General features: G+C 59.6%; 14 protein-coding genes. 8 read left to right on the top strand and 6 right to left on the bottom strand.

Annotation, left to right across the window (positions count from 1 at the left end; translation table 11 throughout):
• Positions 1 to 14 precede the first annotated feature (14 nt).
• The 6 genes from sufC (at position 15) to tenA (ending at position 4,955) form a co-directional block, all read left to right on the top strand.
• Positions 15 to 770: a Fe-S cluster assembly ATPase SufC gene (sufC, locus tag O6760_RS24220; protein WP_269582217.1), complete on the top strand. Its 756-nt coding sequence runs from the start codon at positions 15 to 17 to the stop codon at positions 768 to 770.
• Between the two features lie 14 nt (positions 771 to 784).
• Positions 785 to 2,104, top strand: a complete 1,320-nt coding sequence (locus O6760_RS24215; protein WP_269582216.1) for a SufB/SufD family protein — start codon at positions 785 to 787, stop codon at positions 2,102 to 2,104.
• Between the two features lie 38 nt (positions 2,105 to 2,142).
• Positions 2,143 to 3,399: a cysteine desulfurase gene (locus O6760_RS24210; RefSeq protein ID WP_269582215.1), complete on the top strand. Its 1,257-nt coding sequence runs from the start codon at positions 2,143 to 2,145 to the stop codon at positions 3,397 to 3,399.
• A gap of 11 nt (positions 3,400 to 3,410) precedes the next feature.
• The gene (locus tag O6760_RS24205) at positions 3,411 to 3,806 is read left to right on the top strand and encodes an SUF system Fe-S cluster assembly protein (RefSeq protein WP_269582214.1); all 396 of its coding nucleotides are present in this window, start codon (positions 3,411 to 3,413) and stop codon (positions 3,804 to 3,806) included.
• Between the two features lie 71 nt (positions 3,807 to 3,877).
• The gene (gene sufA, locus O6760_RS24200; protein WP_269582213.1) at positions 3,878 to 4,255 is read left to right on the top strand and encodes a Fe-S cluster assembly scaffold SufA; all 378 of its coding nucleotides are present in this window, start codon (positions 3,878 to 3,880) and stop codon (positions 4,253 to 4,255) included.
• A 37-nt stretch (positions 4,256 to 4,292) separates the two neighbouring features.
• Positions 4,293 to 4,955, top strand: coding sequence for a thiaminase II (gene tenA, locus O6760_RS24195; RefSeq protein ID WP_269582212.1), 663 nt, complete (start codon positions 4,293 to 4,295; stop codon positions 4,953 to 4,955).
• A gap of 60 nt (positions 4,956 to 5,015) precedes the next feature.
• Here tenA and O6760_RS24190 read toward each other — a convergent pair whose 3' ends face one another.
• The 4 genes from O6760_RS24190 to parE form a co-directional block, all read right to left on the bottom strand.
• The gene (locus tag O6760_RS24190) at positions 5,016 to 6,077 is read right to left on the bottom strand and encodes a GGDEF domain-containing protein (RefSeq protein WP_269582211.1); all 1,062 of its coding nucleotides are present in this window, start codon (positions 6,075 to 6,077) and stop codon (positions 5,016 to 5,018) included.
• Between the two features lie 123 nt (positions 6,078 to 6,200).
• Complete coding sequence (locus tag O6760_RS24185; RefSeq protein WP_269582210.1) at positions 6,201 to 7,655, bottom strand: DEAD/DEAH box helicase; 1,455 nt, start codon at positions 7,653 to 7,655, stop codon at positions 6,201 to 6,203.
• A 294-nt stretch (positions 7,656 to 7,949) separates the two neighbouring features.
• On the bottom strand, positions 7,950 to 8,681 hold the full coding sequence (locus O6760_RS24180) for a sulfotransferase family 2 domain-containing protein (RefSeq protein WP_269582209.1): 732 nt from the start codon (positions 8,679 to 8,681) through the stop codon (positions 7,950 to 7,952).
• Between the two features lie 96 nt (positions 8,682 to 8,777).
• The gene (parE, locus tag O6760_RS24175) at positions 8,778 to 10,823 is read right to left on the bottom strand and encodes a DNA topoisomerase IV subunit B (RefSeq protein ID WP_269582208.1); all 2,046 of its coding nucleotides are present in this window, start codon (positions 10,821 to 10,823) and stop codon (positions 8,778 to 8,780) included.
• 600 nt (positions 10,824 to 11,423) lie between these two features.
• On the opposite strand from parE, the gene O6760_RS24170 reads away from it, so the two are divergent.
• Positions 11,424 to 12,263: a tetratricopeptide repeat protein gene (locus O6760_RS24170; RefSeq protein WP_269582207.1), complete on the top strand. Its 840-nt coding sequence runs from the start codon at positions 11,424 to 11,426 to the stop codon at positions 12,261 to 12,263.
• Positions 12,264 to 12,809: 546 nt separating this feature from the next.
• Here O6760_RS24170 and xth read toward each other — a convergent pair.
• Positions 12,810 to 13,592, bottom strand: coding sequence for an exodeoxyribonuclease III (xth, locus tag O6760_RS24165; protein ID WP_269582206.1), 783 nt, complete (start codon positions 13,590 to 13,592; stop codon positions 12,810 to 12,812).
• 63 nt (positions 13,593 to 13,655) lie between these two features.
• Positions 13,656 to 13,997: an iron-sulfur cluster insertion protein ErpA gene (gene erpA / locus O6760_RS24160; RefSeq protein WP_269582205.1), complete on the bottom strand. Its 342-nt coding sequence runs from the start codon at positions 13,995 to 13,997 to the stop codon at positions 13,656 to 13,658.
• Between the two features lie 139 nt (positions 13,998 to 14,136).
• Between erpA and O6760_RS24155 the strand changes: the two genes are divergently transcribed.
• Positions 14,137 to 15,366: a deoxyguanosinetriphosphate triphosphohydrolase gene (locus O6760_RS24155; protein ID WP_442969826.1), complete on the top strand. Its 1,230-nt coding sequence runs from the start codon at positions 14,137 to 14,139 to the stop codon at positions 15,364 to 15,366.
• Positions 15,367 to 15,439: the final 73 nt, after the last annotated feature.

Raw genomic sequence — 15,439 nt, 5'->3', positions numbered from 1 at the left:
GAGGAAATATCTCAATGCTTGAGATCAAGAACCTGCATGCCCGCATCGCGGAAGACGAAACCGAGATCCTGCGCGGCGTCAACCTGACCGTCAATGCCGGCGAAGTCCATGCCATCATGGGCCCGAACGGCTCCGGCAAGTCGACCCTGTCCTATATCCTGGCCGGCAAGGACGACTATGAAGTCACCGAGGGCGAGGTGCTTTTCAACGGCGAGAACATGCTGGAGATGGAACCGGACGAACGTGCCGCCGCCGGCATGTTCCTGGCCTTCCAGTACCCGATCGAGATCCCGGGCGTTGCCACTATGGAATTCCTGAAGACGGCAATGAACGCGCAGCGCAAGGCCCGTGGCGAGGACACGCTGTCGATTCCGGACTTCATGAAGCGCGTCAAGGCGGCTGCCAGCCACTTGAACGTCTCCATGGACATGCTCAAGCGTCCGCTCAATGTCGGCTTCTCCGGCGGTGAAAAGAAGCGTGCGGAAATCCTGCAGATGTCGCTGCTGGAGCCGAAGCTCTGCGTGCTCGACGAGACCGATTCCGGCCTCGACATCGACGCCCTGCGCATCGTCTCCGAAGGCGTCAACAAGCTGCGCGGTCCGGACCGGGCGATGGTGGTGATCACCCACTACCAGCGCCTGCTCGACCACATTGTGCCGGATGTCGTGCATGTCCTGTCCAAGGGCCGCATCGTCAAGACCGGCGACAAGGACCTGGCGCTCGAGCTGGAAAAGAACGGCTACGCCGACTACATCGACACGGCCGCCTGAGGGAGCAACGCGACATGAACGCAAGCGTACCCATCAAACACACCCAGGCCGAAAGCGACCTGCTGGAGCGCTTTGATGCTTCAAAGGGGGCACTGTCCGGTTCGGTAGCCGTCTCGGCGCTCCGCGAGGCCGCGCTCGGCCAGATCCGTGATCGCGGTCTGCCGCATCGCCGCGTCGAGGAATACAAGTATTCCGATCTGCGCGCCTTCCTGAAATCCGCTGCTCCGCTGGCAGCCGCCGCCGACGCAGCCGTGGCCAAGGCGCTGCTGGACGGTCAGGACAGCTATGGCGACCTGGACCGGTACCGGATCGTCGTTGCCAATGGCACCTATATGGCGGAGCTGTCTGACACCGAGGCTCTCGCAGCCGAAGGCGTGACGCTGACCGCGTTGACCGACGCACTGAACGGTGAGAACGGTGCCCGGCTTCTGGCGTCGCCCAAGACCGGCCCGAATGATGGCGTGGTCGCACTCAACACGGCCTTCGTGCAGGGCGGTGTCGTGATCGAGGTCAAGGCGGAAGCCGAAATCTCCAAGCCGGTCGAACTGGTCCAGGTGGCAACGTCCGCCGGTGCCCAGGTGACCCGCAACAAGGTCTCTCTCGGCGAAGGTGCCAAACTGCGTCTTCTGGAGACCTTTGTCGGCGATACCGGCGAGGGTGAACTCAACACGGTTTTCGATTGCACGCTGGCCGACAAGGCAGCACTCGCTTCGACCCGACTGGTCGTCGGCAACGCCGCTGCGCCGCGCCTGTTCACCACCATCGCGACATTGGGGGCCGAGACAGAGTTCAAGACCCTGGGGTTCATTGCCGGTCCGCGCTTCACCCGGAACCAGCAATTCATCAACTTCACCGGCGAGAATTCCGAGGCCAAAATCTACGGCGTGACCATGGCAGGCGGAGACGCGCTGGCCGATCAGACCCTGATCGTCGACCATGCCGTGCCGCATTGCAACAGCCGGGAATTCTTCAAGACCGTGCTCGACGGACGTGCCCGTGGGGTCTATCAGGGCCGGATCAACGTCGCGCCGCATGCCCAGAAGACCGACGGCGAGATGATGACCCAGGCGCTGCTTCTGTCAGAAGAAGCGGAAATGGCCAACAAGCCGGAACTGGAGATCTTCGCCGATGACGTTCTGTGCGCCCATGGAGCGACCAGCGGACAGATCGACGAGGACCTGCTGTTCTACCTGCGCGCCCGCGGCATTCCAGAGGATGAAGCCCGGACCTTGCTGGTTCTGGCTTTCCTGTCCGAAGCAATTGAAGAATATGGCGAGGATGATGTGACCGAAGGCCTGGAAGCGCGCGTGCGCGACTGGCTTGCCGGCCACTGAAGACATCCGGACCTGGGTTAAAACGAGGAGTGCGCCGCATGACGGTCGCCACCGCAGAACAGACGACCGGCTCAGCCGGTTACGACGTCGAGGCCATCCGCGGGGATTTCCCGATCCTGGCGCGGGAGGTCTACGGCAAGCCGCTGGTCTATCTGGACAATGGCGCCTCCGCGCAGAAACCGCAGGCGGTCATCGACGCGGTGACCAAAGCGTATTCGCATGAATATGCCAATGTGCATCGCGGCCTGCATTTTCTCTCCAACACGGCCACGGACAACTACGAAGCGGCGCGCGAGAAGGTGCGCCGGTTCCTGAATGCCAAGTCGGTCGACGATGTGGTCTTCACCAAATCGACCACCGAAGCGATCAACCTTGTGTCCTATGGCCTCGGCCCGGACCATTTCGCCGATGGCGGCGAAATCGTGCTCTCCATCATGGAGCATCATTCCAACATCGTGCCCTGGCATTTTCACCGCGAACGCCATGGCGCCGCGCTGAAATGGGTCTACGTGCGCGAGGACGGGTCTTTTGACCTGGATGCCTTCGAGGACGCTCTCAGCGACAAGACCAAGCTCGTGGCGATCACGCACATGTCCAACGTCCTCGGCACGGTGGTGCCGGTCAAGGAAGTCTGCCGGATCGCGCATGAACGCGGCATTCCGGTGCTGGTCGATGGCAGCCAGGCGGCTGTCCATCTGCCGGTGGATGTGCAGGATCTCGATTGCGACTATTACGTCTTCACCGGGCACAAGGTCTACGGCCCGTCCGGAATCGGCGTCCTGTGGGGCAAGCCGGAGCGCCTGAAGGCATTGCGCCCGTTCAATGGCGGCGGCGAGATGATCCTCGATGTCACCGAGGACGTCGTCACCTACAATGATCCGCCGCATCGTTTCGAGGCCGGCACACCGCCGATCGTCCAGGCGATCGGACTGGGCGCGGCGCTCGACTACATGGAGGCGCTCGGTCGGGAGAACATTGCCAGGCACGAGGCCGACCTCAAGGACTATGCCCACCAGAAGCTGCGCGAAATCAATTCGCTGCGGATCTTCGGAGACGCGCCGGGCAAGGGCGCGATCGTGTCCTTCGAACTGGAGGGCGCCCACGCCCATGACGTGGCGACCATCATCGACCGGGCTGGAGTCGCGGTACGAGCCGGCACCCATTGTGCGCAGCCGCTCTTGGCAAGATACGGCGTGACCTCTACATGTCGGGCAAGTTTCGGGCTTTACAACACGCGTTCCGAGGTGGACGCTCTCTATGAAGCCCTGTTGAAAGCACAGAGCTTTTTCGGGTAAGGACGGACCCCATGGAAAACGCTACCACGATTGATACCGCAGCCGACGGCGAAGAGCTCCAGGCGGAAGTCTCCGCCAGGAGTGCGATTCCCGCCGATGAGCTGGACAGGCTGACCACCGACATCGTCGGGGCGCTGAAGACGGTCTACGATCCTGAGATCCCGTGCGATATCTATGAGCTCGGCCTGATCTACAAGGTCGATATCGAGGATGACCGGTCGATCAACATCGACATGACCCTGACAGCGCCCGGCTGCCCCGTGGCCGGTGAAATGCCGGGCTGGGTCGAAAACGCTGTCGCCTCCGTGGCCGGTGTCGGTCCGGTCAATGTCGACATGGTCTTCGATCCCCCCTGGACACCGGACCGGATGTCCGACGAAGCCAAGGTCGCGCTCAACTGGTATTGAGGCGAGGGGCTTTTTTCCGATAAGCTGAATAACCATATCAGCTTTGATACCCGGAACTGATTGAGGACAATATGGCTTCCGCCGGAAAATTCCAGGTCATGACCCTGACCGATGCCGCTGCAGACCGCGTGAAGGAACTTGTCGGCAATTCCGACAAGAATGCCGTCGGTTTGCGTGTCGGCATCAAGAAGGGCGGCTGCGCCGGCATGGAATACACCATGGACCTTGTCGAGGAGCCCAAGGCGGGCGACGACGTGATCGAAGACAAGGGCGCGAAGCTTTTTGTCGACCCGTCCGCGGTTCTGTTCCTTCTGGGAACGGAAATGGACTTTGAAGTCACCAAGTTCAGGTCCGGATTCGTTTTCAAGAATCCCAACGAAGTCTCGGCCTGCGGCTGCGGTGAATCCGTTTCTCTCCAGGCCGCGGACCTGAACGCCCTGGCGCGCTGACAGCGCCGCTTCCCGACTGTTCCAAAAGAGCGTTTTCATGACCCTGTTCGACCGGCTCAAGGCCGACGCGGCTCCGCAATGGGCCGACTATACCCGCCATGACTTTGTCGATCAGCTGGGCAGGGGCAGCCTGCCGATGGCGTGTTTCAGGCACTACCTCGTCCAGGACTACCTGTTTCTGATCCAGTTTGCGCGTGCCTATGCGCTCGGGGTGTACAAGAGCCACAGCGTCGCCGACATGCGTCTGTCGCTGGAGGGCGTGAAAGCCATTCTTGATGTCGAACTGGACCTGCACCTGGAATTGTGCGGCAACTGGGGCATGAACCGGTCGGCTATCGAAGACGCGCCGGAAGACACACCGACCATGGCCTATACGCGCTTTGTGCTCGATGCCGGAATGTCCGGCGATCTCCTGGATCTGCAGGCCGCCCTTGCGCCGTGTGTCATCGGTTACGCGGAAATCGGCGCACGCCTTGTCGCCGAGGGCCTTGATCGCGACGACAACCCCTACCGGAGATGGATCCGGGAATACGGCGGCGATACCTATCAGGAACTGGCGGCCGATTTTACCCGCTGGCTGGACAACACGGCGTCCCAGGTCCTGACGGAAAAACGGTATCCGCGCGTCCTGTCATTGTTTGAAAAGGCCTGCCGCCTGGAAAGTGATTTCTGGCAGATGGGCTTGAACGCAAAAAACTGAGCAGCGGTCCCGCGCAGCCATACCTCAATTTGTCTTGCATTTGCTTGTGCGGATGACGTATCAGGCGACGTTTTCCTGCCTCTGCGCAAGGGGCTGGTCCTTTTCCGTCTTGACCAGGTTTCGGCCCGCATTCTTGGCAAGATAGAGAGCCTCGTCAGCGCGAGCGACAATGCTGTGGGTGGTGTCGAGCTTGTCAAACGTGGCGACACCGACCGAGATGGTGACGCGACCGAGATTCTCACCGGTCGACCGTTTCACCAGTTCCTTGGACATGACGGCCGTACGGATGAGTTCGCCAATGGCCGCGGCATCTTCAAGGCTCGTATGGGGCAGGATGATCGCAAATTCCTCGCCGCCATAGCGACAGGCGATGTCCTGTGCCTTGATGTTCTGCTTGACCGCAAGAGCGACAAGCCTGAGTACCTGGTCACCGGTCTGGTGTCCGAAGGTGTCGTTGAATTTCTTGAAGTGATCGATATCGGTCATCAGCAGGGAGAAGCCGCGACCGCTCTCGATGGAATGATCAATCACCCGCTCGATTGAATTCTCGAAATGCTTCCGGTTGTTGAGCGTCGTGAGCTCGTCGGTCAGGCTTTCGTACCGAATGGCCTCCAGCGAGGACTGAAGGTTCTCGATATGCTTCTTGGATTCGAGCAACTGGCTTTCAAGCCTGCGATTGGAGGACACGGCATTTTGTGTCGATTTCACCAGATGCGTCACGTAAATCTGCAGCTTCTCCGGATCGGAAATGCTCTTGATCTTTTCGCCGGCCTGTTCCAGTGCCGTGCCGTAATCCGATGTGGCGTCGGCGCTCAGTTTGAGCGTATCGACCAGATCCTCGACTTCCTGTGACACCTTGGTGCCAACTTCGTCCAACCTGTCGCCCAGGCGTGTCGGAGACAGGAAACGCCCATAAAGCGTCAGCATTTCATCCGTGCTGATTCGGCCGTTCGTCTTGATGGTTTCGTTGACTGCCCGGTTCAGCCCCTGATTATAGCCGGCCGCATATGTGTACCAGAGTTCATAGGAACGCGGGTACGCCGGCAAGGTATTCTTCTTGATGTAGCTGATAGCGGACTCTCCATATTGGATCGTCCGCTTATGGTCGTCTTCATCCGCCATCAGGGTTCTCTCAACACACACTCGCAAGTCCGCCCCACACGGCTGCAAGATCTGTTTCTAAAACTCTGATGGAAGGTTTAAGGAGCCGTTAAGTCTACGCGGAAACCTTGAGACATTTTATGGTTATGAAGCCTTTTTGGGCCGTGGTTCGCGCAGCAGGAATGCCGGGATGTGTACACCTGCGCCGAAGGCAGGTTCCATTTTGTCGCTGCGGGACTTCTTCCCGGCGGATCTCTGTGGCAGGTTTGAAACTGGGCTGGGAACCGTCACGGGGTTGGTCTGCTCCTCGGGCGATGTGGTGTTGCTGCTTTCGCGGGACTTGCTCTGCGAACGGCGGCGAGACGCCGGTTTTGGCTGCTCTGCCTCGTTGTCGTTGCTGGATCGCGATGTCTTCGCGGTCTTGCCGCCACCCTTGCGGCGCGCCTTGCGCTCCTGGGCCGCAGCTTCGAAATCGATCGGATCACCGAGCCAATCAATGTTTTTCTTGATCAGGCTCTCGATTGCGTCCAGATATTTCTGGTCTTCTCCGGTCACCAGCGTGTAAGCGGTTCCCGAGCGACCGGCACGGCCGGTGCGGCCGATCCTGTGAACGTAGTCCTCGGCATTGATCGGCACGTCGAAATTGAACACGTGGCTGACTTCCGGAATATCAAGTCCACGCGCGGCGACATCGCTCGCCACCAACAGCTTGATATTTCCCTTCCGGAAATTGTCCAGCATCATCATGCGCGTGCGCTGGTCCATGTCGCCATGCAGCGCGCCGACATTGTATTCGTGCCGTTCAAGCGACCGGAACAGCGTCGTGACATCGCGCTTCCGGTTGCAGAACACGATCGCATTCTGAAGATCTTCCGCACCTTCGAGAAGTTCCCGCAGCGTGGCGCGCTTGTCATAATCCTTGGAAGGGCTGGCCTTCAGGTACAGAGCAACATTGTCCGCGGTCGATGACGTCGGTGCGACCTCGATACGGGCCGGGTTCTGCAAAAACGCTTCGGTAAGACGCTGAATTTCCGGCGGCATCGTGGCCGAGAAAAACAGGGTTTGGCGGGTGAAGGGGATCAGCTTGCAGATCCGCTCGATATCGGGAATGAACCCCATGTCGAGCATGCGGTCGGCTTCATCGATCACCAGGATTTCCACGCCCTGAAGCAGCAGCTTGCCACGCTCGAAATGGTCGAGCAGGCGTCCGGGCGTCGCAATGAGCACGTCGGTGCCCCGGTCGAGTTTCTTGTCCTGTTCGGAGAATGAAACACCGCCGATCAGCAAGGCGACATTGAGCTTGTGATTTGTGCCGTATTTCTCGAAATTTTCCTCGACCTGCGCGGCAAGTTCGCGGGTGGGCTCCAGGATGAGCGTCCGCGGCATGCGCGCCCTTGCGCGGCCTTTTTCAAGCAGCGTCAACATCGGCAGGGTGAAACTTGCGGTCTTGCCGGTTCCCGTCTGGGCGATGCCCAGTACGTCCCGGCGTTCCAGTACCTGGGGGATTGCTCCCGCCTGGATCGCTGTCGGATCTTTATAACCTGCTGCCTCAACTGCAGCGAGGACCTTCTCGCTAAGACCGAGAGTATCAAATGCCATGGAGCGTGTTGCCCGGATGTTGTGATTGTTCAATGGCGGCACCTATGGAACCACCGGTGCCAACGTGCGCACACCCTACATTCATGCGCTCAGGTGTCAATGCACCGTCGAGGTAAAATGGCAAGAAAATAGAGTATTTCTGCGTTTGATTTGCCATCTCAGTTAATATTGCGGCGACCGTGCTTTACGAAGTCGTTGTCGATTGCCAGCAGGTGACCTGCAATTTTGGCCCGGGCGGAAAAAACACTGGGGAATTTTTGTTGTGCGCAGGGCCGGCGACGAAATGCATTTCGATCAGGCCGTGAGTGCTTCCCGGGAATAGAGCACGGCGTAATCAGCGCGATAGCGCCGCTTGAGTTTCTGCACCAGAGCCGCGTCGCTGAAGGCGCGAAGCGTGGTCTGGGTGACAAAATTCGACAGGCGATAGGACACCGCCGGAAGCGGGCGGATGTTCAATGCGCTCTCGGCAAAGAACCTTGCCAGGGACTGTTCGAAATTTTCAAGCCTTAGAACCACATCAGCCGTCATCATCCCCTTGTAGGAGAGAGACGCCGTCTGGCTCCGGAACAGGTTGTCGGCTTCAAGGTCTGAGATGCCGGCCACCTGCGCAACGAATTCCCTGGGGGACATGTCCTTCGTGAAATGGCGTTCTTCGTAATAGGCGGGCAGTTCTTCCGAGTTCAGGATAATCCTGTCGTAACAATAGGCGAGCCGGTGCGCGGGATCCTGCACCCAGGCAACCACCTTCATTTCCGGATAACGTCGCTTGAGTTCGCGTGCCGTCAACAATTCCACGTCGCCGTGAAACAGAAGCCGTTCGGTGCCCGGAGACTGACAGGCGACGTGGCCGTTGTCCGGCAGCAGGTCTTCGGTTCCAGCAAGCCTGTGCAGAACGGGGCGCAGCAACTGGAACGCCGGTTCCGCGATGCGCGCATAGGCGATGCCGTGTTTGGGAAATGCCAGGAACACATGATTGCGCAGCGGACGGATCCGCTTGTCGAAAATGGAGTAGACCCGGTTTAACATTTTACTTTTCCGACCGGACGAGTTGAGCAATTCTAGTCTGAAGGAACCCCGACCCGCTGAAGGGATCAACTCTTTATAAACTACTCGTCAAAGTGGTCAAATATCAAGATCTTCCGCGAATTCGGCATTTTCCTGAATGAACCGGAAGCGCGCTTCGGGCTTGTTGCCCATCAGGCGCTCGACCGTATCGTTGGTGTCGGCGATTGCCTCCTCATCGACCACGACCTTCAGCATGGTCCGTTTGGACGGATCCATGGTCGTTTCCTTGAGCTGTGCCGGCAACATTTCGCCGAGGCCCTTGAACCGTCCGATCTCGACCTTTGACCTTCCCTTGAATACGCTGTCCAGAAGCTCGTCCTTGTGGGCATCATCCCGGGCATAGAGGGTTTTGCCTCCCTGGCTCAACCGGTAAAGCGGCGGCACGGCGAGGAAAAGGTGTCCGGTGCGGATCAGTTCGGGCATCTCCCGGTAGAAGAACGTGATCAGCAAAGACGCGATGTGCGCGCCGTCAACATCGGCATCGGTCATGATGACGATTTTCTCGTAACGCAGGTCGCTGTCCTTGTACTGAGACCGCGTGCCGCAGCCGAGCGCCTGGATCAGGTCGGCCAGCTGCTGGTTGGCAACGAGCTTGTCCCGGCCCGCATTGGCAACGTTGAGGATCTTGCCGCGCAAAGGCAGGACAGCCTGGTTGGACCGGTTACGTGCCTGCTTTGCGGATCCGCCGGCCGAGTCGCCCTCGACGATGAACAGTTCGGTGCCATCCGCCTGGTTGGCGGAACAATCCGCGAGCTTGCCCGGCAGGCGCAGCTTGCGGACGGCGGTCTTGCGGGCAACGTCCTTTTCCTGGCGACGGCGCAGGCGTTCGTCGGCGCGGTCGATCACCCACTCCAGCAACTTGTTTGCCTGGTTGGGGGACGCCGTCAGCCAGTGGTCGAAGGCATCCCGCACCGCTGCTTCCGTGATGCGCGTCGCTTCGTTGGTTGCCAGCTTGTCCTTGGTCTGGCCGACGAATTCCGGTTCGCGGATGAACACAGACAACATCCCGCCTGCGGATGTCATGACGTCGTCACCGGTGATGATGGCGGCCTTCTTGTTGTTGGTGAGTTCGCCATAGGCCTTCAGGCCGCGCAACAGGGCATAGCGGAAGCCGGCTTCGTGGGTGCCGCCCTCCGGGGTCGGGACGGTGTTACAGTAGGAATTGACAAAGCCGTCACCGGCGAACCAGCTAACGGCCCATTCCACCGATCCGTGTTTGCCTGCATTGTCGGTGCGGCCGGAAAAGACTTCGTCGACGACACGGCGTTCGCTCTTGAGCCGTTCCCCGAGAAAGTCACGCAGCCCACCGGGGAAATGGAAAACGGCTTCTGCCGGCGTTTCGTCCTTTTCCGGAATAAGGTCCGGATCGCAGTGCCAGCGAATTTCGACACCGCCGAAAAGATAGGCCTTCGAACGGGCCATCTTGAGCAGGCGGCCAGGTTTGAAGCTGGCGCCTTTGCCGAAGATCTGCTCATCCGGCTTGAACCGGACCTGGGTGCCGCGCCGGTTCTGCGTGTCACCGACCAGTTCAAGCCCGCCTTGCGGGTGCCCGCGCCGGAAAACCTGACGGTATAGCTTGCGGCTGCGCGCCACCTCGACCACGAGTTCCTCGGACAGCGCATTGACCACGGAAACACCGACGCCATGCAGGCCGCCTGAAGTCTCGTAGACCTTGCTGTCGAACTTTCCGCCCGCATGCAGGGTGGTCATGATCACCTCGAGGGCCGACTTGTCCTTGAACTTCGGATGCGGGTCGACGGGAATGCCGCGGCCATTGTCCGTGATCGTGAGAAATCCGTCGCCGGTCAGGCAGACGTCGATCCAGGTCGCATGGCCGGCAACCGCCTCGTCCATGGAATTGTCGATGACTTCGGCGAAAAGGTGGTGCAACGCCTTTTCATCCGTGCCGCCGATATACATGCCCGGACGGCGCCGGACCGGTTCGAGGCCTTCCAGAACCTCGATGTCGGCGGCCGAGTAATCCTCCGAAACGGCGACGGGTGCGACCGGACGTGCTTTTTGCGGCATGGGAGCGGGTGGGTCTTCTGAAAGGGGCGCGGAGACCGCCGCATTGCCAGCAAACAAATCGTCTTTTGCACTCATTCCGTATCGCCTGATGGGTGTGTGATCACAGTTGTCGAACGTTCAGCGCCGTTACCTACACCGAATCACCGACAAGTTTGAAGGACAAAGATAGAACGGCAAAGGCTTTTGGCCAGAAGCCCCCGTTTTCAACAGCCCGGCACCCGTTTTTGAGGTGCTGGCAACACATCATCAACCCCCATGTGCTGAGATGCCTTCGAGCGACGACGGCAGGGGACGGGATTGTGCCAATTCAGCAACACTTGACGACAGAGTCACCTGTAGCGTGGCGAATGCCTGCTGTTGCCCATGTTCGGCCATTTTTCACGGCCACCCGTGGTTTATGTTCAAGAAACGGTCGAGATGAAAGGATCCTGCAGATCGGCAGGATGCAAGCTTTGGAGCCGGAATTGTCTTAATTGAGCGCAATGTGGCCCAACTTAAGACGAATTGATTGGCCATCTTGTGCCTTAGCGGAAAGAGGGCGCCCCGAAGACGCGGTCTGACCGGGTGTCGAGAATACAAATGCGCATCGCGCGGACAAAAAACAAGAGAGTCCGTCGGAAGGAAAAGCCGTTTCCGATGGTAAATTGTGTGACTGGGATGCAAAAGAACAGCACAATGCTTCAACGCCTGGGAAAAGCCGGGACTGTGCTCGGCGCGTTGATCTTCATTGGATTGGCCGGGCCCGCGGTGGCCTTTGACGGCCAACCCGCTGCACCGAACAGGTCGATTGGTCCGGAGGACCTGTCGCCGACCGAAGCCTTGCGTGCGGGCGCACGTCAATATTATTCCGGAGACAAGGCCGCTGCGCTCAGCTCGCTGCAATATGCGGCTGAAAACGGACAGCCCATGGCTGCCTGGAAGCTCGGTGAGATGTACGCGAAGGGCGACGGTGTCCAGGAAGACGACCTCAAGGCTTTCGAATATTACAGCCAGATTGTGCGCGAACATGGCGAAGACCGGCCTGATGCTCCGGATGCGCCTTTTGTGGCCAGCGCCTTTGTGGCACTCGGGTCCTATTACCTGAACGGCATTGATGGCGCGGTTCCGAAAAGCGAAACGCGCGCCCGACAGATCTTTACCCATGCAGCGTCCTATTTCGGGGACGCGGACGCCCAGTATGAACTTGGCCGGATGTATCAGGACAGCAATCACCGCATGGCGGTGCGCTGGTACAATCTCGCGGCCCTGAAGGGGCATGTCGGGGCACAGGCCCGGCTCGGGGAAACCCTCTATGCGCTGGGAACGTCGGACAAGAAAAAGGCGCGTGGCCTGATGTGGATGACGATTGCGCGTCAGCAGGTCCAGGGGTCGGATGCCGCCTGGATCAACGCCATGCACGAGCAGTATTTCGCGGTCTCGCCGGAACCCGTGCGTCAGATGGCGCGCTCCCTCGCTGACGGCTGGCTGCAGCAGAATCGGCCGGACGTTCTGACGGCGCAGGTGCCATCGCAGTAGTTGGTGAAACGCGTTACCCTTTTACCCTCGCAAGTTTGTTTCACACGGAAAAGACGCGTCACGAAGGGCGGGAGAGGGCGTTCCCGGACGCCGGCTGCATGCTTTCGGGCGGAAATGGAGACGCCTTGAACGGACCGAGGCGCCGTTCCCGCATCGATAGTGGACAAGGCGCGCTGCTGAATTTCCAGGACGTGTTGTTGAGAACCATGGCGCAAGTTGCCATGCGCATGCCGTCCGACCCTTTCAGGCAAATGGACTCACCCAAGCCGTAATCCTGACCCTTGTACCGGCAGGTGCAGGAGACGTTTTGAGCTTGCGCGGCCGCACTGCCCATAATGAGGCCAGCGAACACAACCAGCTGAAAAACATTTCGCAAGGATGCAAGAGGCCGGAATTCGGCGCATTTGCGATGTGCCGTCAGACGAGGTCCGCAAGTTGCGCGCGCGGACAATAGGCGCCGGTGCGTTATCCCATGACCGTGAAAGCTTACCATGACGGCAAGCAACCGCAAGTCCGGTGGCTGCGCGTGTCCGGCGCCGATTTATGTCAGGCGGCCAGTTGCACCCATACGGGCACATGATCGGAGGGTTTTTCCCAGCCGCGCACATGCTTGTCGATGCCGCAGCCTTCCATTTTGTCGGTAGCCTGCGGTGACAGGAGAATGTGATCGATCCGGATGCCGTTGTTCTTTTGCCAGGCGCCGGCCTGATAGTCCCAGAATGTGTAGGTGTCGGGGGCCTCCGTCGTTGCGCGGACGGCTTCGGTCAGGCCGAGGTGGGTGAGGGCGCGGAAACGTTGACGGCTTTCGGGCTGAAACAGGGCATCGTCACGCCAGTTGTCAGGGTTCCTCGCATCGACCGGATCGGGAATGACGTTATAGTCGCCCAGCAGGAGGAACGGGGTTTCCTCGGCAAGGCGCTGCTCGGCATGGGCGATCAGGCGGTCCATCCAGCCGAGCTTGTAGGGAAACTTTTCCGTTCCAAGAGGATTGCCGTTGGGCAGATAAAGGCAACCGAAGCGGAGTGCGCCGCGTTCGGCGGAAACACTTGCCTCGATATACCGGGCCTGTTCATCCTCGTCATTGCCGGGAAGACCGCGCAGAACGTCCTCGAGAGGCAACTTGGAGAGGAGGGCGACGCCGTTGAAGCCCTTCTGTCCGTGGGTCTCGACATTGTAGCCGAGATCCTCGAACACTGACCGCGGGAAGTTCTCGTCCACCGACTTGATTTCCTGAAGGCAGGCGATATCCGGCGCGGCTTCTTTCAGCCACTGTTGCACCACCTCGATGCGAGCCTTGATGCCGTTGATGTTCCAGGTCGCGATTTTCATGACGGTTGCCTCGGTTAGCAGGAAAGTGCCGGGGCAACCGGCCGGGAGAGGGAAAAAAAGAACTCAGATCGTGAAGCTGGTGCCGCAGCCGCATCCGGCAACCGCGTTGGGGTTGTTGATCTGGAAGGACTGGCCGATGAGGTCGTCGACAAAATCGATCTCGGATCCGCCCATATACTGAAGAGACACCGCATCGATCAGCACGGTCGCGCCCGGCTTTTCAATCACAAGATCGTCGTCCTCGCTGGCATCGACCACGTCATATTTATACTGCAGTCCGGAACAACCGCCGCCCTCGACGCTGACCCGCAGCATGCTGCCAGAGGGTTCTTTCGACAAAATGGCGGCAATGCGCTTGGCAGCGCGGTCGCTGACTGTTACTCGATTTTCAAGTGTTTCGGTCATGTTCAGCCGACTCGCTCATCTCCCGTCCAGGCGGGAACCGTTAAACCTGATTTGTTCAGATAAGTATGTTTTGCAACCGCCCGCGTCAATGCTGGCCGACTGGTCGCAGGGGCGACGGACACGGGAAACGCCAACATGGATGGCAGGTGAGATGAACGCGGATATCGGATTTGGCGCACAGGCACGGGCTGTATACGCGGAAAATCCCGTTGAGAGCAGAGGACGCCTTTTTCCGGAGCCTGAAAGTCCGACTCGGACACCGTTTCAGCGGGACAGGGACCGGATCATCCATTCTTCGGCGTTCCGTCGGCTGAAGCACAAGACCCAGGTATTCGTCTATCACGAAGGCGACCATTTCAGGACGCGGCTGACCCACACGATCGAAGTGTCCCAGATTGCACGGTCGCTTGCCCGCGCGCTGCGCCTTGACGAGGACCTTGCCGAATGTCTCGCACTGTCACACGATCTCGGCCATACGCCCTTCGGTCACGAAGGGGAAGACGTGATGCATGACTGCATGGCCCCTTTCGGCGGGTTCGATCACAACGCCCAGTCGCTCAGGGTCGTCACGCATCTGGAGCAGCGCTACGCGGAATTCGATGGGTTGAACCTTGCCTGGGAAACATTGGAGGGCCTCGTCAAGCACAACGGACCGCTCGTTGACGCTGACGGCCTACCGCTCGGCAAGTTCAGGGGCAGCCAGCTGCCGTTCGCAATCCGGGACTACGCCACCCGTCAGGACCTGCTGCTGGACACATGGCCTGGCGCAGAGGCGCAGGCCGCCGCGATCGCGGACGATATCGCCTATGACGCGCACGATCTGGATGACGGTATGAGGGCCGGTCTCATCGACATCGAAGATATGCGGGAGGTGCCCTTCCTTGCCGACATCTTGAGCGAAGTGGATCGCAAGTATCCCGGGCTCGAAGAAAGCCGGCGCATCCATGAAATCGTGCGGCGTTCCATCACCCGCATGGTGGAAGATGTCATCCGGCACGCCATCGGGAACCTGGAGGAACTGGCGCCGAAATCCGCCCATGACATCCGAATGGCCGGGCGCTGCCTGGTCGGGTTTTCGCCCGAAATGTCAACGGCGGAAAAGGAAGTGAAGCGGTTCCTGTTCGCGAGGGTCTATCGTCATGAAGACGTTCTCGCGGTCCGCCGCTTGGTGGCAAGGGTTGTGAGGGACCTGTTCGGGAAGTTCCTGAAAGAGCCTGACCTCATGCCCAAGCCATGGAATGTCGGTCTGGGCGCGTTGGATGAGGCGCAAATTGCGCGCAGGGTCTGTGACTATATTGCCGGCATGACGGACCGCTATGCCATTGAGGAACACCGCAGACTGTTTGACGACACTCCCGATTTAGGGTAGGCGCATGGGCAACTTTCTGGTCCCGTGGCGCCGGGGGAAGTCCCTCGCAGCGCACGGGAGCTTTGTGTTTGAA

Origin of the sequence: Roseibium sp. Sym1, from assembly GCF_027359675.1 — a bacterium.
GTDB lineage: Bacteria > Pseudomonadota > Alphaproteobacteria > Rhizobiales > Stappiaceae > Roseibium.
The sequence above is the reverse complement of the archived record's forward strand: the minus strand, read 5'-3'. Positions and strand labels throughout refer to the sequence as shown.